Annotated in this window: 30 protein-coding genes; 10 read left to right on the plus strand and 20 right to left on the minus strand. The window is 68.1% G+C overall.

Annotation, left to right across the window (positions count from 1 at the left end):
- Positions 1-127: 127 nt before the first annotated feature.
- Complete coding sequence (locus OG504_RS39325) at positions 128-769, minus strand: hypothetical protein (protein ID WP_388109601.1); 642 nt, start codon at positions 767-769, stop codon at positions 128-130.
- Positions 770-979: 210 nt separating this feature from the next.
- Positions 980-1,534 carry a hypothetical protein gene (locus OG504_RS39330; protein WP_388109602.1) on the minus strand — a complete coding sequence of 185 codons (555 nt, stop codon included), beginning with the start codon at positions 1,532-1,534 and terminating at the stop codon, positions 980-982.
- A 174-nt stretch (positions 1,535-1,708) separates the two neighbouring features.
- Here OG504_RS39330 and OG504_RS39335 point away from each other — a divergent pair, with 174 nt between their 5' ends.
- Positions 1,709-1,987 carry a hypothetical protein gene (locus tag OG504_RS39335; RefSeq protein WP_388109604.1) on the plus strand — a complete coding sequence of 93 codons (279 nt, stop codon included), beginning with the start codon at positions 1,709-1,711 and terminating at the stop codon, positions 1,985-1,987.
- Between the two features lie 61 nt (positions 1,988-2,048).
- Here OG504_RS39335 and OG504_RS39340 read toward each other — a convergent pair whose 3' ends face one another.
- The 3 genes from OG504_RS39340 to OG504_RS39350 form a co-directional block, all read right to left on the minus strand.
- Positions 2,049-2,531, minus strand: coding sequence for a type II toxin-antitoxin system HicB family antitoxin (locus OG504_RS39340; protein WP_388109606.1), 483 nt, complete (start codon positions 2,529-2,531; stop codon positions 2,049-2,051).
- Positions 2,528-2,740 (minus strand): hypothetical protein, encoded by a 213-nt coding sequence (locus OG504_RS39345; RefSeq protein ID WP_388109608.1) that lies wholly within the window; start codon positions 2,738-2,740, stop codon positions 2,528-2,530. Before OG504_RS39345 ends, OG504_RS39340 begins: the two co-directional genes overlap by 4 nt.
- An 85-nt stretch (positions 2,741-2,825) precedes the next feature.
- Positions 2,826-3,206 carry a DUF6083 domain-containing protein gene (locus OG504_RS39350; RefSeq protein WP_388109609.1) on the minus strand — a complete coding sequence of 127 codons (381 nt, stop codon included), beginning with the start codon at positions 3,204-3,206 and terminating at the stop codon, positions 2,826-2,828.
- A gap of 172 nt (positions 3,207-3,378) precedes the next feature.
- On the opposite strand from OG504_RS39350, the gene OG504_RS39355 reads away from it, so the two are divergent.
- Both OG504_RS39355 and OG504_RS39360 read left to right on the plus strand, forming a co-directional pair.
- Positions 3,379-3,621: a hypothetical protein gene (locus OG504_RS39355; RefSeq protein ID WP_388109611.1), complete on the plus strand. Its 243-nt coding sequence runs from the start codon at positions 3,379-3,381 to the stop codon at positions 3,619-3,621.
- Between the two features lie 133 nt (positions 3,622-3,754).
- Complete coding sequence (locus OG504_RS39360) at positions 3,755-4,468, plus strand: hypothetical protein (RefSeq protein WP_405994057.1); 714 nt, start codon at positions 3,755-3,757, stop codon at positions 4,466-4,468.
- A gap of 55 nt (positions 4,469-4,523) precedes the next feature.
- Here the strand turns inward: OG504_RS39360 and OG504_RS39365 are convergent, their stop codons facing one another.
- On the minus strand, positions 4,524-4,781 hold the full coding sequence (locus OG504_RS39365) for a hypothetical protein (protein WP_405994058.1): 258 nt from the start codon (positions 4,779-4,781) through the stop codon (positions 4,524-4,526).
- 162 nt (positions 4,782-4,943) lie between these two features.
- Between OG504_RS39365 and OG504_RS39370 the strand changes: the two genes are divergently transcribed.
- From OG504_RS39370 to OG504_RS39385, 4 genes are all read left to right on the plus strand, one after another.
- Positions 4,944-5,201 (plus strand): hypothetical protein, encoded by a 258-nt coding sequence (locus tag OG504_RS39370; RefSeq protein ID WP_405994059.1) that lies wholly within the window; start codon positions 4,944-4,946, stop codon positions 5,199-5,201.
- A 293-nt stretch (positions 5,202-5,494) separates the two neighbouring features.
- Entirely contained in the window at positions 5,495-5,803 is a 309-nt protein-coding gene (locus OG504_RS39375) for a helix-turn-helix domain-containing protein (protein WP_405994060.1), read from the plus strand.
- Between the two features lie 60 nt (positions 5,804-5,863).
- A complete protein-coding gene (locus tag OG504_RS39380) occupies positions 5,864-6,046 on the plus strand; it encodes a hypothetical protein (RefSeq protein ID WP_405994061.1) in 183 nt (60 codons plus the stop codon).
- A 1,965-nt stretch (positions 6,047-8,011) separates the two neighbouring features.
- Positions 8,012-8,257: a hypothetical protein gene (locus OG504_RS39385; protein ID WP_405994062.1), complete on the plus strand. Its 246-nt coding sequence runs from the start codon at positions 8,012-8,014 to the stop codon at positions 8,255-8,257.
- Between the two features lie 572 nt (positions 8,258-8,829).
- Here OG504_RS39385 and OG504_RS39390 read toward each other — a convergent pair.
- The 13 genes from OG504_RS39390 to OG504_RS39450 all read right to left on the minus strand — a co-directional run bounded on the left by OG504_RS39390 (position 8,830) and on the right by OG504_RS39450 (position 14,446).
- Complete coding sequence (locus OG504_RS39390) at positions 8,830-9,018, minus strand: hypothetical protein (RefSeq protein WP_405994063.1); 189 nt, start codon at positions 9,016-9,018, stop codon at positions 8,830-8,832.
- Positions 9,015-9,485: a hypothetical protein gene (locus OG504_RS39395; RefSeq protein WP_405994064.1), complete on the minus strand. Its 471-nt coding sequence runs from the start codon at positions 9,483-9,485 to the stop codon at positions 9,015-9,017. Before OG504_RS39395 ends, OG504_RS39390 begins: the two co-directional genes overlap by 4 nt.
- The gene (locus tag OG504_RS39400) at positions 9,482-9,877 is read right to left on the minus strand and encodes a hypothetical protein (RefSeq protein WP_405994065.1); all 396 of its coding nucleotides are present in this window, start codon (positions 9,875-9,877) and stop codon (positions 9,482-9,484) included. Before OG504_RS39400 ends, OG504_RS39395 begins: the two co-directional genes overlap by 4 nt.
- Positions 9,874-10,269 (minus strand): DUF6907 domain-containing protein, encoded by a 396-nt coding sequence (locus tag OG504_RS39405; protein ID WP_405994066.1) that lies wholly within the window; start codon positions 10,267-10,269, stop codon positions 9,874-9,876. Before OG504_RS39405 ends, OG504_RS39400 begins: the two co-directional genes overlap by 4 nt.
- Positions 10,269-10,610: an HNH endonuclease gene (locus OG504_RS39410; protein ID WP_405994067.1), complete on the minus strand. Its 342-nt coding sequence runs from the start codon at positions 10,608-10,610 to the stop codon at positions 10,269-10,271. The genes OG504_RS39405 and OG504_RS39410 overlap by 1 nt, the downstream gene beginning before the upstream one ends.
- Positions 10,607-11,476: an RNA polymerase sigma factor gene (locus OG504_RS39415; RefSeq protein ID WP_405994068.1), complete on the minus strand. Its 870-nt coding sequence runs from the start codon at positions 11,474-11,476 to the stop codon at positions 10,607-10,609. The genes OG504_RS39410 and OG504_RS39415 overlap by 4 nt, the downstream gene beginning before the upstream one ends.
- Positions 11,473-11,661 carry a hypothetical protein gene (locus tag OG504_RS39420; RefSeq protein ID WP_405994069.1) on the minus strand — a complete coding sequence of 63 codons (189 nt, stop codon included), beginning with the start codon at positions 11,659-11,661 and terminating at the stop codon, positions 11,473-11,475. The genes OG504_RS39415 and OG504_RS39420 overlap by 4 nt, the downstream gene beginning before the upstream one ends.
- Entirely contained in the window at positions 11,658-12,014 is a 357-nt protein-coding gene (locus OG504_RS39425; RefSeq protein ID WP_405994070.1) for a hypothetical protein, read from the minus strand. Before OG504_RS39425 ends, OG504_RS39420 begins: the two co-directional genes overlap by 4 nt.
- Complete coding sequence (locus OG504_RS39430; RefSeq protein ID WP_405994071.1) at positions 12,011-12,802, minus strand: DUF6907 domain-containing protein; 792 nt, start codon at positions 12,800-12,802, stop codon at positions 12,011-12,013. The genes OG504_RS39425 and OG504_RS39430 overlap by 4 nt, the downstream gene beginning before the upstream one ends.
- Positions 12,799-12,969 (minus strand): hypothetical protein, encoded by a 171-nt coding sequence (locus OG504_RS39435; protein WP_405994072.1) that lies wholly within the window; start codon positions 12,967-12,969, stop codon positions 12,799-12,801. The genes OG504_RS39430 and OG504_RS39435 overlap by 4 nt, the downstream gene beginning before the upstream one ends.
- On the minus strand, positions 12,966-13,124 hold the full coding sequence (locus OG504_RS39440; RefSeq protein WP_405994073.1) for a hypothetical protein: 159 nt from the start codon (positions 13,122-13,124) through the stop codon (positions 12,966-12,968). Before OG504_RS39440 ends, OG504_RS39435 begins: the two co-directional genes overlap by 4 nt.
- Positions 13,124-13,657: a DUF6907 domain-containing protein gene (locus OG504_RS39445; RefSeq protein ID WP_405994074.1), complete on the minus strand. Its 534-nt coding sequence runs from the start codon at positions 13,655-13,657 to the stop codon at positions 13,124-13,126. The genes OG504_RS39440 and OG504_RS39445 overlap by 1 nt, the downstream gene beginning before the upstream one ends.
- Positions 13,658-13,768: 111 nt before the next feature.
- Positions 13,769-14,446, minus strand: a complete 678-nt coding sequence (locus OG504_RS39450; RefSeq protein WP_405994075.1) for a hypothetical protein — start codon at positions 14,444-14,446, stop codon at positions 13,769-13,771.
- Positions 14,447-14,635: 189 nt separating this feature from the next.
- On the opposite strand from OG504_RS39450, the gene OG504_RS39455 reads away from it, so the two are divergent.
- From OG504_RS39455 to OG504_RS39465, 3 genes are all read left to right on the plus strand, one after another.
- Entirely contained in the window at positions 14,636-14,914 is a 279-nt protein-coding gene (locus tag OG504_RS39455) for a hypothetical protein (protein WP_405994076.1), read from the plus strand.
- Between the two features lie 138 nt (positions 14,915-15,052).
- Positions 15,053-16,558 (plus strand): peptide deformylase, encoded by a 1,506-nt coding sequence (locus tag OG504_RS39460; RefSeq protein ID WP_405994077.1) that lies wholly within the window; start codon positions 15,053-15,055, stop codon positions 16,556-16,558.
- Complete coding sequence (locus OG504_RS39465; protein ID WP_405994078.1) at positions 16,555-16,965, plus strand: NUDIX hydrolase; 411 nt, start codon at positions 16,555-16,557, stop codon at positions 16,963-16,965. The genes OG504_RS39460 and OG504_RS39465 overlap by 4 nt, the downstream gene beginning before the upstream one ends.
- Before the next feature lie 74 nt (positions 16,966-17,039).
- On the opposite strand, the gene OG504_RS39470 is transcribed toward OG504_RS39465, so the two are convergent.
- Positions 17,040-17,690 carry an MBL fold metallo-hydrolase gene (locus OG504_RS39470; RefSeq protein WP_405994079.1) on the minus strand — a complete coding sequence of 217 codons (651 nt, stop codon included), beginning with the start codon at positions 17,688-17,690 and terminating at the stop codon, positions 17,040-17,042.
- Between the last annotated feature and the right edge of the window lie 51 nt (positions 17,691-17,741).

Genomic DNA, 17,741 nt, shown 5'->3' on the forward strand with positions numbered 1-17,741 from the left:
GGGGTAGTGCTGACGAGGCATCATGGCGTGCAGCGGGAAGGACGCGGGGCGGAGTGTCCGTCTTGTGACATGCGGCCCGAGTCGGGGTGTATGCGAGCGGTCGGGGCCAGCATCTTCCGTCGCGATGCTACGAGTCGGCGCGTCCTCTTTGGGCGCTCCCGATGGCCTGTCGGCTCCTTCCGGACCTCAATCGTCGCCACCAGGGTGGGGGCGCCGTTGTCGCTGGGACGACCGCGCGCCCGAACTCGCTCAGCGCGGTATCGAGGGCTTCCGTGGCTTCGATCTCGGTGACGGCCGCGAACAGCTTCTCCGTGGCCTCGGCGACCCGGGAATCAGGATGACGGAGCAACGGAGCGGCGGCGGCGATGACCCGGGTCATCGCCGGAGCCAGCGCACCATCCAAGCGCTTGGTCTCCCGCCGGTCCAGGCCGATCATGTCTGCTGCCGCGCCGAGTCCGGCGTAGAAGGCCAACCGCTTTCCGCGGTCGTCCCAGGAAGTGACAGCGGCAGTACGTGCCAGCCCGCCGGCGCCCGCCACGAAGGTCAGCAGAAACGTCCGGCCGATCTCCTGCCAACTGCCCCATAGCGCCTTGCTGGTGTGGGCCATGGCGCGTATCTCGGAGACGGCGACGATCAGCGCGTCGGCCTGCGCCCGCACGGTAGCCCGTTCTGCTTTCGCCTCCGCGCGCTTTCTGGTGACTGTCGCCACGAACCATGTGAGGAGCGAGCCGAGGATCGTCGTACCGACGAGGCTGAGAAAGTGGATCACGGCGTGATCCTCCCGCCACGCTTGGCCTGGTGCAGGCCTATTCGAGATTCTCCTGTCCCCCTCTACGGGCGGCCCGGACCTCAAGACACCCCTAACCGCATAGAGCATGCGGTGTGCTGGCTTCGACCTGCGACTTTTCGGGCTTGACGGCACCCGCTTGGCACGCCTCTCCTGCCCGGCAGGTGCGTCCCGGCAGCATCTGGGCGACGGCTAGTTGTGCGTCCCCGGCTTGGCGGGCAGCGCTGGGGCGTCAGTCTTGTAGACCTCTCGGATTCGGGCGGCTACCGCGTACTGGGCCCGGCCGAGTTGGTAGCGCGCCTGGTGCATGGTGGTCATGATGGCGCTGCCGCCCAGCGCTGCTGGCATGCAAGCGCGGACAGTAACGTCGTGGGCGTCGCCGACGAGCTTCCGGTCATCGTCATCGAGTACGAGGTCGCCGAGCCGTTTTACCTTCGTGTCGGCTTCGCTGAACTTGCTGGCTGCTGCCCGAAGGTCTTCGGGCAGAGACTCAGATTCCAAATGAGCCTTGTAGATCAAGGCCGCGTCCTGAAGCTCGCCGAGGGCGGCGTACAGGTCATTTAGGTGAGCGAGTTCAAATTCCTCGCGCCGATCCAGTCGCGCCTGGGCGCGTTCCAACTCGCGGAGCTCTTGCTCCCGCCGCCGCTGCGCCTTCTCCAGCCTGGAGGCGGTCCACTGGTTAAGCAATGCGCCGAGTACGAGGGTCACAACGGACAACACCGCCGTCACGGTCCATTTCCAGTCCACGATCGGAGCCTACGGCGGTGGCCCGGACCGCGTGCTGAAGCGCTGTGAAGCGCTCACTCGGCTACCTTCGCCAGCCGGGGAGTGGCTGCCCGCCCTCCAGGGCTCACGGGGTACGAGAGTGGACGCAGTGCTCACGGCGCTCAAGCCATACCTCGACCGGCAGAAGGAGCAGCAGTGACCCGCAACATCCGCCTCAGCAAGGAACTTGCCACCCAGATCCGTGCCGCCGCGGCCAGGCTCGACGCCGCCGACATACCTGCCGACGCCGCCACCGCACGGGACGTCATCCTCGAACTCCGCGAAGCCCTGCTCGAACTCCAGGCACCCATCCGCGCCCTCCTTGACGTGGCCACCGCGGGCGGCGACGAAGACATGCGCGAAGTACCCGCCAACGCGGACCGGGCACTGAAGCGGCTTGCTGGCTGCCTGCTGCACGCGGCGCAGGAGGACTGAGGAGTAGCTGCGAAACGACGAAGCCCCACCCGGTCGGGTGGGGCTCTTTTGCGTGGTCTAGCTACGCCGCAGTCTTCGTGCGCCGCTCGTTCTTCGGGCGACCAGGGGCCTTTGCTGCGTTTCCGCCTGTGGCTTTCCGGCGTGCCGGCTGGCCGCGATCTGCCAGGCTGTACGACTTGAGCAGTTGATTGACTCGCTGGAATGAGACGCCGAGGAAGCGGCTGGCGTCTCGTTGGCTGAGCTGCTTTGTGAGGACTGCGGCAGCGCGCTGCATTGCCTCGCGTTCGCGATCAGCCGCCTTGCGTGCCTCTCGCTGCGCCGACTTGGCAGCTGCCACTACGTCCTTGGCCTCTTGGGGTAGTACCGGTTCGATCTCGACGATCACATCTTCAGGCTCTACATCGAGCATGACGGCGATCGCTTCGCGGGCGGATTCGTCGGCCTGATCCAGGCGTTTGGCCTGGCTGAAGACTCCTGGAAGGTCGGGCACCTCAAGAGCCCACCATTCGCCGACGCGTCGTGCAGTGACGCGGTAGGCACTCACCGCCACCACCCCTTTCCGAGCTCTTCTTCCAGATGCTTGCAGATTCCCTCGGAGGTGATCTCGTTCACCTCGCTGTGCTTGGGGATGACCACAGGGGTTGAGCCGCACACCCAGTACTCGTGGCTGCCCTTCTGCCGCTTCTTGTCGAAGGAGAGTCCCTTCGCCTTGGCTGCATCTCTGATCTTCTTGATCAGGTCCCTGTGCTTCACGAGTGTAAGTCTAGGCGGGATAGACAAGTCAAGTCAAATCGCGCTAGACAAGGTCGACCATCACTGCGCGAGCCCCTCGTCCAGCTCAACCCGTCGCCGGCAACTCGGCAGGCATTGTCGGCGGCTCTGGCTCATCCCGTCGCTCTGACGCCCGCCGGTTCTCCTCCCGCAGCGACGTCAGCCACGGCCACAAGTCCGGCAACACCCGCCCCGGGCAAGCCAGCTCATGCTCGATGCGGCACCGCTGCTCCACCACCGGAGGACACACCCCGTACACCGTCACCCGTCCGTCCGCCACGGTGATCCACCGGCGCTCCGCAGGCACCGTATGCGCGAGCGGCTCCATGTCCGGCTCAAGCATCGCCCAGTCGTTGTCCAGTGTCGCCACCCGCTCCTGCGGCAGCCCGCAATGCGGGCACGTGAACATCGTCGTGTCGATCCGCGATAAACCGTCGTCAGCCCCCATATGTCGAGGCTGCACGCCAGGGGCGCCAGTGCGGCAGAGCGCGAACCGGACGGGACCACGGAGGTAGGTGGTGCGGCGGGGGACTGGAGACGGAACGGCTGGCGGCAGATGCGTGCACAAGCCACCCGACGGTTGGCCGAGGAACGAGCATCCACGCCTTACTCTGGGCGCCGTGCCAGACAATACGAGCGAGATCGAAATCCACATAGACCGAAAGACCGGCGACGTGTACGCCCACGGACCCGGACTGCTCAAGCCCCTCGGGCGGATCGCGCAACAGGACGGCGGATGGCTGTCCTGGGACGACCGGGACTCGCCTGTCCTGCGCCGCCCGGGCCGCACCGACCAGGATGCCGCACGCAGCCTCGTCCTCAAGGGGCAACTCGGTCGGATCGAGAACTACGTCTACGACTGACCGGGCGGCACGACGAAGGGCCCCACGTTCCGGTGGCGGGCGTGGAGCCCTCTGGGTGACTGATTCGCACCCTTGCCGTAGGCACGTCCCGACCTCACCCTTTCCAGGTCGACCGACGACCAGAGGGGGGCCAATGGCGATCTTCGGCAAGGACAACTCTGATCTCCTCCACCAGATCCTGCGAGAACTCGGCGAACTCCGCGAGCGCGTAACCGGCCAGCAGCAGGCCATCGATCAACTCCGCGGCGACACCACCGCTTCGCTCAACACCGGACTCGCCGAAACCCGAGCCGTCGTCCGTGATGGTCTCCAGCGGCATCAGGAGATGATCGGCGACCCGCTCAACCGGATCGGCGGTGAGCTGGTGGCCATCCGAAACGGCGTCAACGACCTCGGCCGTGAACGGCAGACGTCGCCCCAGACCGCGGCCGAGCCAGACCGTGAAACCGCCGGACAGGCGCCGACCGCCAGCAACGAACTGCTGCGTGCCGCGGCCGGCATCTCCGCCGCCGAACTCCAGATGCACCGCGACTCGTGGAGCTTCCTCGTCGAACACGCCGCCAGCGACCGGCACTTCCGCGTCCCCGGCTCCGTCAAGGAGGAAGGTGGCGCGGTCACCGTGCAGGTCTCCGGGCCGAGCATCGTTGCCGCCCTCACCAGCCTTCAACGCGTCAGCGGCAGCGACGACGAGCCCGGCACCCGGGCCATCGCCGAACACCTCCACCAGCGGTTCAGTGAGACCGTGCAGGCCGTCATCGACCAGCCGCACCGCGGTGACGGAGTTGATCCCGTCCGGATCGTCGTCGACGACCGGGCGAAAGCGGCCAGCGAGGAAGAGGGCGACTGAACGCGGCAGGCCCCGACCGGGCCCTGCTTCCCGTGCAGGTACTGCCGAGTCGGGGTCACCGGGCTGTCTTGGCGTACTTGCTGGGCTTGACTTCGCCTTCGGCCCGGATCTGGCGGATGTGGTCCGCGGTGAGCCGCGGGGAGCGGCCGACGTAGGTGAAGGGGATGCGACGCTCCCGTATCGCCTCGACGACCCAGTTCTCGGTCTTGCCGAGGATGTCGGCGGCCTGCTCGGGGGTGAAGCAGCGAAGTTCGAGGTCAGCAGCCGTCTGCCTGACGGTGAGCTGCTCTACGGCCTCGGCGAGGCGGAGCATGACATCCGCTGGGAAGCATTGATCGCCGTTGCATTGGCTGGGTCTGTCTTCCATGTGTGCCCCATTCGCTCCGCTCCTTCAGGATGAATCGTCCGAAATCGGCATCCTCCAACCCCACCATCGAGTGGTCTTCTCTCGGCCTGGCTTGGACAGCCATGAGGCATGGCTCGAACGCCCAAGATCCGTGAGAACCTCCCGGCGCCCCAGACTGCCGAGGGCGAGCTCTTCCACTACCAGCCCACTGAGGCTGCGCTCTGGCTCCCCTTCTCTGCCCGCACGCTCGCCTTGAAGGCGTTCGCCCGCGAGATCCCCCACGTGAACAACGGCAACAAGATCTGGTTTTCCGGCCTCAACATTCGGGCGATCAGCGAGCAGTTCACGGTCCAGCCGTTCACTCGGCCGAGTGTTCGCAAGGAGTGAGGCGCATGCCCAGGCCCTCGAAGGAAGGCCCCCCGCCGCCCGCTGGCTATGTCTGGAGTGATGAAGCGGCTCGTCGTATGAGCATCAGCCGCCGGACTCTCTGGAACAGGCGGCACACAGGCAAAGGCCCACAGGGCCAGCGCCGAGACGGCCGGCTCATCTACTCGATAGCCGAGATCGACGCCTTCAACAAGGCGGAACTCGAAGGCTCCGCTGCGGTCGAGGCCGAGCGCGCCCACGACTCCCGCCCGCCGGAACCTCGGCTTACGCGCACAAGGGGAAGGAAGTAACGGATGCCAACCCGACGGCGTATCAAGCAGAATCCCCCCAAGGGCTGCCTCTGGATCGAACAGGCCGCCGAATACCTCGGCCTTGAGCTCAACACGCTCCGCAAGTGGCGCCTGACCGGCAAGGACAAGGCCGATGGCATGCCCAGCTTCAAGCCCAGCGGCTACGTCGCCTACAAGACCGCCGACCTGGACGCCTACCTCGAAGCCCAGTACCAGGCCGCCAGAAACCCATCACCGACCCCTGAGATGAGACCGCCAGGACCCCGCCTCTCGCGGCGGCAGGGTCATCAAGGGCGACACGGGGCGGTGTAGGCCGTGGCGTCACGCTCGGAGCGCAGCGACTTGCCCCTGCTCCTCACCAGGCGGGAGCTCATGAAGTGGCTCAAGGTCAGCCGCACGTGGCTCGACATGCAGATCGCCGACAACCCAGAGTTCGTTGACCGCTGTGTCATCGACATTGAGACACCCGGCAGTAGCCGACGCAAGCTCCGCTTCCCTGCGGCTGCTGTCGCCGAATACCTAGGCATTCCGGCGCCATTGCAGGACGACGAGTAGCGGTTGAACCCGGTCCAACCCCCGGTCTCGGGGCGGTCTTGCCCCGGTCTGTACTCGGTCCATCGCTGGTCCCGGACTGGCAGTGGACCGCCCTCGGACCGGGTATAGACCGCCCCCCAGACCGGGGCAAAGTGGGTGCTCGCGCTACTGCTCGCCTACCGCTCGACCGCAGGTCGCAGGTGCTCGATCCACTGCTCGGCAGGTGCTCGCGGATCTTGCCGAGCAGTAGCGCGAGCACCTCGGCGAGCAGTTCTGACCTGCGGCCGAGCAGTGCCGAGCACCCCGCGAGCAGTAGGCGATACCGGGGCAAACTATGCCTGCTCAGGCGCTGCTCAAGATGTGAAGGTGCAGGTCACAGCTGCTCAAACTGCTGCTCAAGGCCTGCTCAGAGCAGCCGTTGAGCAGGCCTTGAGCAGGCTCTTGAGCAGACGCGACCTGCGGGTTTGTGGCCCTGATCAGGGCTGAGCAGGCACTGAGCAGCGGCGGCATATCAGGGCAATCGGTACCCCTCGCGCGGTCCTCGGCTAGTCCTCGACCACAGGTCACAGCCCCTCAGGTTGGTCCTCGGTGAAGTCCTCGCCGGAAACCGAGGACTAGGCCGAGGGGCAGATCGAGGACTTCCGACCTGTGGTCGAGGGGCGCCGAGGGGTTGGCGAGGGTTGCTGATATCAGGGCAAGTCGGGTGCTACGTCTGCTGCTACGCCACTGCTAAGACGCAGGTCACAGCCGCTACGGCAACTGCTATCGAGCTGCTAACGGATCACGCATAGCGGTCGGCGTAGCACTTTCCCTAGCGGCTGCGGCCAGGGGCTTAGCGGTGGCGTAGCACCTGGACGGCGCCCGCTTTGCTCCGTCTTGCGGGGTGGCTATTTGATCTCTGGGGGTGGATGAAAGCCGGCTGCTATCCACCCCCTAGCCGGGGGATGAGACGGGGCGAAGTGGGTGGACGCCTACCCGGACGGCCGCCCGGAAGATCCTGATACGCCCAGGACTGAGGGGCGGACAAACGATCTACCTGCCCGGACGCTGTCCGGACAGCGTCCACCCCCTGTCCAGGGTCCAGAGATCATCTGTCCGGGGGCAAACCGGCACATGTCCTACCCCTGTCCGGGGTCGGGTCGTGGCTCTGACCTGCGTGACTCCGGTGGTCACACAGGTCAACGGCCCGGAGGTGTGGCCGAGGTGTGACCCCCCAGATCAGACCCGTGACCCCGGTGGGACACCCGTCTACGGCCCGGCTACAGGCCGTCTTGACCCCGTCTATGGCCCGACTATGGATCACCCACCCACCAAGATCTAGACGGGGCATAGTCGGGCCCTAGACGGGGGTTAGCCGGGCTGTAGACACCCGGCAGCCACCCGGTTTGCACCCGGTACAGACCCGGCGGACACCCGGCGCAGACCCGGGTGAGGTTCGCCGGCGCCGCGATCTCCACCGGGTTCCAACCGGGTGCAAACCGGGCAGGAACCGGGTCTGCGCCGGGTGTCTAGGGCCCGTCCAAGCCCCGTCCCGAGGGCGTCCGCACCCGTCCGCTGGACAGCGCCTGGACGGGGTCGGGACGCCCCGTGGACGCCCTCGGGACGGGGGTCGGACGGGGTCCCCTCGCGCGTGCGCGTTGCGCATGCGCGTTGGGGCCATCATCACCTCGCCCTCGGGGGTGATGATGATGACGAACGCGAGCCGTGGTGCCGTCCGGCGTTCACTCGTTCACTCACCCGGGCCTGGCGGGTGAACGATGACGGCTCTACGCGCGCACGTGCGCGCGTGCGCGAGCGGGCGCGTTGAAGTCTCAGGGCTCACCCGCGAACGGCTTGAGCCGAGTCGTTGAGCCATCCCAAGTTCACTCGATCACCAGGGCTCGGACTAACCCTCACCAACGAGTGATCTTCAACGGCCGCCAGTCGGGACAGCCATGCTTCGTGACACTTGATCCACTACAAATCCCAGAGAGCCGTGAAACTACGATGCGCCGCGACGGCTACATGAAGCCGGCGGAGGCCGCCACGGACCTCGGCTGCGGCAAGCGCTGGCTCCTCGACGGACTCAACCTCCACGGCTTCCCGCATACCAAGATGGGTAAAGCCAAGTGGCTGAGCCCCGAGGACCGCGAAGAGATCCGCAAGTTGTGCCACATCCCCGCGGACCGCGAAAAGATCGCGCGGTTTCGCAGGACACGGAGGCCTGCCCGCGCCCGCCGCAGACGGACCTAGCCCCACACAGCAGGGCCCCCGTACCGTCCCGCGTGGAGTACGGGGCGGGTCGGGGGCCTTCGTGATTCCGGGGCCGCGCCCCGTGAGAGTCGGGTACGGATCCGGGGTGCTGCCGGGAAGCACTCGGAGGCGCGTCCAGGCCTTACGGGAAGCGGGTTGTCGAGGGTGCGCGTCGACCGCAGACCCCTTGCGGGTAAACGGCTCCGGGAGGCGGGGATAGATCGGTAACGGCCTGCGGAAACGGTGGCCGTCGAGGGTGGGGGGAGATCGGTTAGGACCTCGGGAAACGGGCCCCTCGGAGGGGCCCGGTAGATGTGGAACACGCTGCGGGAAGCAGGTCCCGTGGGGGCGCCTCAGAGCCGTTGGAAGCCGTGGGGGTATTTGGTTTGCACGCTGCGGGAACACCCCGCGTCGAGGCGGGAACACTTGAGCAGCACGCTGGCAACTTCTCGCCCCGCGCGGGGGTCGTTGATTTGGATCGCACGCTGCAGGGTCGTTGGGATTTCACCTGCGGTTGGAGGCCCCCGAAGGGTGCGGTCTGAGGCCGCACCCTTTTGGGATTCGACGTGCGACTACGCGGCCGTCAGCCGGAGCCGATCGAGGATGTCCTGCGCCTCCATGTCGTCGGCCAGGCCGGCGGCGTCCACGCACCGCCCGGCAGCCTCCGGGGAGGCCTTCGGGTGGCCGCAGCCGACGCAGTAGTCGACGCCGTCCAGCGGGAAGCGCACGAACAGGTGCCCGCTCTCGTCGATGGCGCTCATCGGGTGGTCGCCCCCTTCAGGGTTCCGGCGACCGCGTCGCGCACCGCGCGCTCGATGGCCTTCGTCAGGTTCCGTCCGACCCGTGCCGTGTCCGTCGCGATCGTCCGCCGGCTACCGGCCGAGGTCTCGTCGTCGGACATGACGGCCGCGAACTCGGCGATGTCCTTCACGTAGGCCCGCAGCGCGGCGTAGGCGAGCCGCTCGAAGTTGGGCATCTGCGCGTCCAGTCCGATGCGGCGGCGGCGCAGATCCCGGGCAACGGTGACCGCCGCGTACTCCAGATCGCTCGGGAGCGGGGAGCAGGGGGGCTCGGCGTCGACGTCGATCAGCGGGTACAGCATCGGCTGGCCGTACTCCTGCACCTCGAACACGACCGGCATGCGCTCCCGGTACAGGGCCAGCACTGCGGCGTGCTCCTCGGGGATCTCGACGAGCTTCCCGTCCTCCTGCGGATAGAGCATCGTCATGACGTCACCGCCTTCGGGTATGCGCGGTCGACGGCCCGGTACACGGCGAGCGCGAGGGCGTGCAGGGTCCGGTCGTGGAAGCCGGGCTCTGCCATCTGTGCCATCCCCTCGGCGGCCCGCTGGAGCTCCAGCCCGCTCATTTCGATGATCTGGAACTCGGCGAAGTAGCGGATCTCGGCGATCGTCCACTCGTCGGGGTGCCGCTCGGGGCCGACGATGCAGTTGCCGCCCGTCTCGACGGCCGCCGCGAGGTGGTCGCGGGAGACGACGACCCGGAGGCCGACGATGGTGTGCGGGTCGTCGTAGGGGTCGACGAGGCTGTGCTGCTCGGTCATGCCGCGTACCGCCGGCACGTCGGTCAGGCGCTCAAGGCGCTCCAGGGACACGGTCATGACTTCTGCTCCTCGATCGCGGCCAGCTGGCCGCGCATCTGCTGCACGGCAGCGGTGAACGTCTTCAGGTCGGCCAGGAGCGCGTCAACCTGCTCCAGGCTGTCGAGCTCGGCGTAGGGCCCCCACAGGTCGGCGTTGTCGACGACGATCGCGGCCGGCTCCTCGTCGAAGTCGGGCCCCGCGGGCAGCATCACGTGCGCAGTCAGGAGTGGCGTCTCCGACTTCTCCTTGTGCGTCGGCTTCGCCGAGGAGTCCGGCGGCCCCAACAGGACCGTCTGGCCCCGGTGGATGAAGTTGCCGAACCCGTCCGGGTTGTGCTCGCCGTCGCACCATTCCGGGCACCCGCGCACGGCGGGGGCGCTTGCGGTACGGCCTGCGGTCTTCGTGGCCATCACGCAGCCCTTTCGTAGAGGTTCGGGTCGGCGGGGAAGTCGAGGCAGACGCGCCGCCACGCCTCGGAGCGGGCCACCCTGTCGAGCAGGAGGTAGGCCACGGTCCACGGGAGGGCGTCCGCCTTCGCGTTATTGCAGGGGTCGCAGGCCAGCACGAGGTTCTGCTGCCAGCCGGTGCGCCACAGCGAGTAGGGGATGAAGTGGTCGAGGGTCGGGCGGAGTTCGTCGGTGAACGGCCGCCGGCAGTACAGGCACTGCCAGCCCTGCCGCTTCCGTGAGGCGATCCGCTCCATCAGGCGCTGGCGGGCCTCGGGGCTCTTGGCGTTGATGCCACGCGTCATCGGGCCGCCTCGGCTTTCTGCCGATAGCGCTTGGTCCTGTCGACGGCGCAGACTCGGCAGACTCGCGTGCCGTCCTCCAGGAAGCCGACGCTCTCCACGTCCGCCAGGCAGTGGCCGTCGGGGCAGTGCTTCACCGTCGGGTCTGACAGTGCACCCCAGCGGTGCCGCCCGTCGCGAGCGAGCGAGGGGGGCCAGCCGCAAGACGACTGCCAGGCGCAGCCGGCGGCCCGCTCCAGATCGGCGCGCAGGTTGCCGACTGCCCGGCATGCCTCCTGCAGTTCGACGAGTGCCTCATCGCGGCGGATTCGGATTTCGACGCGGGCCGCGTCGACCTTGGCCGTCCGGCCCGGATTGGGGTCGACCCAGCCCGGAGGCTTCGGGCGCGCCTTGTACTTGCCGGACTCGGCGTGCAGCTTCCGCCACAGCGCGGAGGCGTCCCGCATGCGCTCCATGGCCGTCTCCAGCTCGGCGGCGACCAACGCCAACTCGGGTTCGCCGGCCGCGTACCGGGAGCTGTGCCCGATCGTTTCGACCGACGGCGCCTCCGGGTCGGTGACGTCCATCAGCACGGCCTCCGCGTCCCGCGCCCGGACCGAGAGCTGATCCGCCATCCGCCGCTGTCCGATGCGCTTCAGGAGCGCGAACGGGTAGTCGACGCTCCGGCCCTTCAGCAGGTGCTCCCACAGGTTCAGGAACGTCTCCTGTGCGAGATCCTCGGCACGCCCCCGCACACTCTCCGGAAGGTGCCAGTAGAACCACTGCGTCAGGCGCCGGTTCTGCTCGGCGTAGATCTCGGTGAAGCGGGCTTCGGCGGCCTCTCGGTCGACGGGGGCACTTGCGGTACGAGCTGCGGTCGAGGCGGTCATCGCTGGCCCCTCTCCTGGAAGATCCGGTCGAGCAGGGCGGAGAAGTGGCGGGCTCCGTACCGGTCGTCTGTCGCGCGGGCCACGATCAGCAGATCGGCGACCAGCTCGACCGGCGGCAGAGGCGCCCTGCGGTAGGCGCGCATCGCGGCGTTCTCCGTCGGGCGGGCGATCGTTGAGGCGCTCACCGCGCCACCTCCTGAGGGAGATCGAACGGGTACGGCAGCTCAGGGCCGCCGACCCAGCGGAAGCTGTGCTGTAGCCAGGCCTCGCGCACGGAGTCGAGGGCGACCCGGTAGGCGTCGGTGTCCGTGCGGGAGCCGTCGAGGAGCCGGGCCCGCCAGTCGGCGAGGACGACGAGCAGTTGCTCGACGTACTCCTGCGGGGCGTCCGGGTCGGACTGGCCGCTCCCGGACTCGGGGGTGCCGTACTCCAGCTCGAACAGCCGGTCGCTGTTCAGCCCCTCGAAGCGGGCCGGGAAGTCGACGGAGACCGTGAAGGACAGGCGGGCCATCGCCTCGTCGATCGAGTCGGCGCTCACGACATCCCCCTGCGGATCTGGTCCACGTGGTTGGCGAGGCGGTACAGACGCCCGGCCTGGGAGCCGACGAGCGCGGCCAGCTGGCGCAGCTTGTCGGGCTCCATCGGCGGGAACTCCCAGACGTCCGCGACCGGGTACGGCTCGGGGTGCAGCTCGGAGAACGGCGCCCACGAGATACCGGCCGGCAGGAACTCCACACCCGCGAACTCCGCCGCCTCCCAAGGCCCCTTGTGGGTGATGTCGGCCCGGTAGCCGATCGGCTCGTCGTCGTGACCGAGGCACCATGCCGGCTCGTCGATGACGATCTCGCCGTGGTCCTGGGTCTCGACCGTCACCGTGCCGTCCCCGTACACGGGCTGCTGTACGCGGTCCGGTTCACGGCGCGGCGGGTAGGCGCGCTCGATGGCCTCGACGAGCCCCTGCACGATGCGCTGCTGCTCGGCCGTGAGGTCGCGGTGCTCGTCGTCCGCCATCTGGTTGTCGACAGCGACGATGCCGTGCCCGGCGAGGTAGCCCTCAACCTCCGTGCGCACCTCGACCACCGACAGGTCTTCCGGGCTGCGACCCTCAGCGATTTCCGTGAAGGCGACCACCAGCGCGGCATGCAGCTGCCGGAACGACAGGGCGTAGTCGACGCGCACGATCACGTCCGGCCTGACGCCCTCGTCGTCGAACAGGTCCGTCGGGCCGAACAGGGGCAGCTCGTGACGCAGCTGGCCCAGGAACCGGGCGACCTCCGGGAACATCCGCTCGACGCTGCGCTGTGCGCGCTCCTGCTCGTCGCTCATGACTCGCCTCCCACCTGGTCGATGACCGTGATGGCAGCGCGCATCGTCGACCGCAGGCCTTCGACTCGGCCTGCCAGATCACGCACGTAGGTCGTCGGCTTGGCCTCCTGGTCCAGCGCCTCCGCGAGGAGACGCCGCACCAGGGCCAGCGCTTCGCGCTCGCTCATCGCTCACCGCCGTAGACACGGAAGCGACGGCGCTTCGCGGACGGCTTGATCACGAGGGAGAGCGGGGGCTGAAGGGTCCAGCTGTGCAGCGTGCGGGCCAGGTTGGGCGCGGCCTCGGGGCGGACCGTGGCGACGTTGCTGTTGCGCCTGGGCATCAGACGGACTCCCCACGGACCCGGCGCAGCGCCTCGTCGGCCTGGCTGCGGATGTTCTCCGCGGTGGGGACCGAGCGGGCGGCGCGCGCCATGTAGGCGGCCCGGACCTCGACGAGGCGGGCGTGTGTGGCCCGCATCTGGTCGAGACGGTCGGCGAAGGCGTTGATGATGGTCTCGTAGCCGTCGGGGTCGAGATTCTCGATGAACTGGTCCTCGATCAGCTCGACGACCGCGTAGGGCAGGCGCTGGGAGATCGTCGCCGACCAGGGCTCGACCTTGATGATGGTGTTGAGGACGGCCATCTCTTCCGGGGTGCCGTTCTCGTTGATCGGCAGCGTCATGGGCTCGGCGCACGTCCAGCACCAGACGTCTTCGGGGAAGAGGTCCCGGCCGATCTCGCGGGAGTGATCGATCGTGCAGCCGTCCATGCAGGTCACGGACATCGGCTTGCCGTTGTGGCGGTTGGTGAAGGTCCAGGTGCGGGGCTCTTCCGCGGTGGCGGACGCCTCGGCAGCGGATACGGTGTGGTTCACGGTGGTCTCCCTGGCGATGGGCGAGATCGGCCGAGGCCCCGGCGGGAAGGTCAGAGCTCCCCCGGGGCCGCCGCATGTGCGGCGGCCGTGGAATGGAAGATCTGGGGTTGCTCAGCCGGTGGCGACGGGCAGGAACTCGGCCCAGTCGTCGATCGAGTCGGCGAAGTCGCGCAGGTTCTGGACGAACTCACGGGCGGCGGCCTGGTCGCGCATCTCACGGCGGGTGTTCAGGCTGCTCATGTTGAACTCGAAGGCCACGATGGACGGCTCGGTGTCGACGGGCACGGACACTTCTGCGGCCAGGGCGACATCAGGCCCGTCGAAGGCGATCTCTCCCAGCTGCACGACGCACGTGCCGTCGTAGTGCCAGGAGCCGTCACAGCTCGGGAGGCGGCAGCCGTTGGTCTCCTCGCTGGAGATCTCGACCGGGCTCGGCTCGGCGGCCGGCTCGGGCGTGACGACATAGTCGCGGGTACGGGGGTAGGTGGTGTACGCCTCGTCGAGAACGGCGGCCTCGGTGGGGAGGTAGCCGTTCACGCGGTGCCACTTCCCGGAGACGAGGGACCAGGCGCGGCGGGGCTCGCTGCCGGTGGTGGTGCGGTATGCCTTGGCGGCGGTGCGGCCGAAGGCGGATCCGTACCGGTCGGCGAAGTCCTGGTCGATGCCGCGGCCGGTGAGGTAGCGACGGGCCAGCAGTATGCCGGCCGAGATCGTGGTGTAGAGGACGCCGAGGTCAACGTCCTGGGCGGCGGCGAGAGTGCGCCGGCGGAGCATGGCAGCATGTGCCATAGCGGTTCTCCTGTTGGTAGCAGGTGTTCCGTCAGGCCCGGGTCGGCGTTGGTAGCGCCGACCTTGGGCCGTCAACTTTGTTGCAGGAACACTGTCGCACGGATCCGGGTTCGGCTGCAACAAAGTAGACGAAGAGTCTTGGATGGATCGTCTACCGAGTTGACGTGGCGCTGTGAGACCATGCAGCTCATGACCACCAAGACACCGAAGCCGAGCGAGCCCGAACAGAAGGCGTGGCTCAAGAAGTTGGACCGCGCGACGGCCGCACACGAGAAGACCCGGGAAGCTCTCGATGGCCTGGTGGCCGACGCTCGTGCAGCCGGCGTCCCACTGACTGCAATCTCGGAGCACACGAGCTACAGCAGGGAATGGGTCCGGAAGGTCGCCGCGCGGATTGAAGCCGAGCGCAGTGCGCGGAGATCCGAACCTCTCGTTGAATCCGAAGATCCCGCAGACGCTGAGCCGTAGCCGGGTCGCATCCATCGCGTGCCGCCTCCCTCGTCGGGTGTGTGCGATCACATCGAGGGAAGCGCGGAGGCGGCATGTGACGGCAGCCTGAACAGCGATCACTCATAGATCACTCACATGCACAGGGGAGAGGCGGCAATGGCCACCCAGCAGCAGCCGGACGAGGCGTTCATCGCAGAGCTGAAGCGCTGGCGGGACGTCCGCGGCCTCTCCCAATCCGCGCTCGCCAAGCGGGTCGGATACACGCCCTCGTACATCTCGAAGGTAGAGAGCGGCCAGCAACGCCCGTCCGCCTCCTTCGCGAGTGCCGCAGACCGCGAACTACGGGCCGGCGGGGCGATCGTGCGCGCCTACGGCGACCTTGAGAGCCGCACTCCCACCGCACACTCCGGAGGCTCTGAGAGCGGCGCAGGGGATGTGCACGAGGCGAACCTGATAGTCGAGCACGAGGACACCTCGCTGCACTACGACGGACACGTCTACCGGGCCACGCAGCGCCGGCGCCTCTACAACGACAGCCCGGACCCCATCGCCCGCTACCTGATCCGCATCAGCGTCGACCGCTTCCCGGGCGACCCCGAACGATCGAACGCCCACTTCCGCCAACACCCGCTCACCTGGGACGAGATACGGCTGTCCGCCAGCATCGGTGGCGAACCGATCGGCTGGCGCGTCCAGCACGACCGCGACGCCTTCAAAGAGCTATGGCTGCTCTTCGAGAACGACAACGGCCGCTACCCGCTGTACCCCGGCGAGTCGACGTGGCTGGAGTACAGCTACACCGTCGGCGACGACAAATGGGGCACCTGGTTCCAGCGCGCGGTACGCCTGCCTACCCAGCTGCTCTCCGTCCGCCTCGACTTCCCCGCCGAGTTCGACCCGCAGGTATGGGGGACCGAGACGACGATGACGGCCGCCGCCCTGCCGTTCCGCACCGCCATACGCCAGACGCAGGAGGACGGCCGGAGCGTCTTTGCGTGGAGCACCGAAGACCCGCCCCTGCACGCCCGCTTCCGGCTGGAATGGAAATTCCGCGCACGACCCGACCACGAGGAGGACCAGCACGACATGGAGACCGCCACGACTGCCAGCGAGAGGATGCACGCCGTTGGCATCGTCCAGGACGGCGACCCGGGCCTGACGAAAACAGCCCGCCCCTTCGTGCTGCCCGACGAGGCCGAGGATGCCCGCAGGGTCGTCGCCGAGCTGGTCTCTGCGTGCGAACGCGCATCGAGCGTGCACGTCTTCGGCAAGGGCATGGGCATGGCCGCCCCGCAGATCGGCATCGACCGGGCGGTGGCGATCGTCCGCACCCCCGACGGCGAATCGATCACCCTGCTGAACCCGCGGATCGTCGAGGAGTCGCCAGACACCGACGAGCAGTACGAGGGATGCCTGAGCTTCTTCGACGTGCGCGGCATGGTCCCCCGCCCGCTCGCCATCAGCGTGGAGCACACCGACATCGACGGGCAGCAGCGCATCACCATCTTCGAACAGGGCGTAGCTCGCCTCGTCGCCCACGAAGTCGACCACCTGCACGGCGTGCTGTACCGCTCGCGGATGCGGGAGGGCGTCGACCCGATCCCCGTCTCCGAGTACCGCGGCACGGGCAGCGGCTGGCAGTACGCCAAGCCGGCGGAGTGAATGGCGAGGACGCCGCGCACGGGCGTGTCGCGCTCGCCGTGGTGGTGGACGCCGGCCGCGTCCTGCTCATCCGTCGCGCGGTCGCCGAGGGCGCCCTCCTGTGGGCGCTGCCGGGCGGGAAGGCCGAACCCGAGGAGACCGTCGAGGATGCAGCGGTCCGTGAAGCGGTCGAGGAAGCCGGAGTGGTTGTCGAGGCGGTTCGGGTGCTGGGGGATCGGCTCCACCCGGATACCGGCCGTCACCTGGTGTATGTCGTGTGCAGGCTCGTCTCCGGCGCCCCCGAGGCGGTGAGCGTAAGGGAAGTCGCAGAGGTCACCTGGGCTTCCCGGAGCGAGACCCGGAGCCTCGTGCCTCGCGGTCTGTACGGGCCGGTGCAGGATTACCTCGACGGCGCCCTGGGCGACTGACATCGACGGCGGCAGAGTCGACTGACAGAAATCTGTCAGTCGACCGGCCAGCGACTGTGCTCTCCCTCGACGGCCTACCAGCCGCGCGCCCACCACTCCGCAAGGTGCGGGCGCTCGTCGCCGAGCGTCGTGTCATTGCCGTGGCCGGGGTAAATCCACGTCTCGTCAGGCAGGGTGAACACCTTGGCTTCGAGCCCGCCCATGAGGCTCTTGAAGTCCTCGGGTTGTGTTGTCCGGCCAGGACCGCCCGGGAACAGGCAGTCCCCGGTGAACACATGAGGGTGCCCGTGCGGGTCGTCGTAGACGAGCGCGATCGAGCCCGGCGTATGGCCCACGAGGTGACGCGCGGTCAGCTCGACCTGGCCCACCCGGATCGTGTCGCCGTCGTCGACCAGGACGTCGGTCGCCACCGGGATGCCGTCGGCGTCCTCGCGGCCCGCGTACGTACGCGCGCGCGTGGCCGTCACGACCTCGGCGAGCGCCTGCCAGTGGTCGCCGTGCTGGTGGGTGGTGACGACGGACACGATGCCGTCCTCGCCGATCGTGCCGAGCAGGGTCTCCGCGTCGTTGGCCGCGTCGATCAGCAACTGCTCGTCCGTGGCCCGGCAGCGCAGCAGATAGGCGTTGTTGTTCATGGGTCCGACCGCGATCTTGGTGATCATCAGGTCTGTGAGCTCGTGCACATCCGCCGGTCCGCCGACCGTCACCTCGCCGCTGTACGTCATGGTGGTCAGCCTAGTGCGTCCCCAAGGGCGTTCCGAAGGGACTGCCGCCCT

The organism is Streptomyces sp. NBC_00986, assembly GCF_045162565.1.
Taxonomy (GTDB): domain Bacteria; phylum Actinomycetota; class Actinomycetes; order Streptomycetales; family Streptomycetaceae; genus Streptomyces.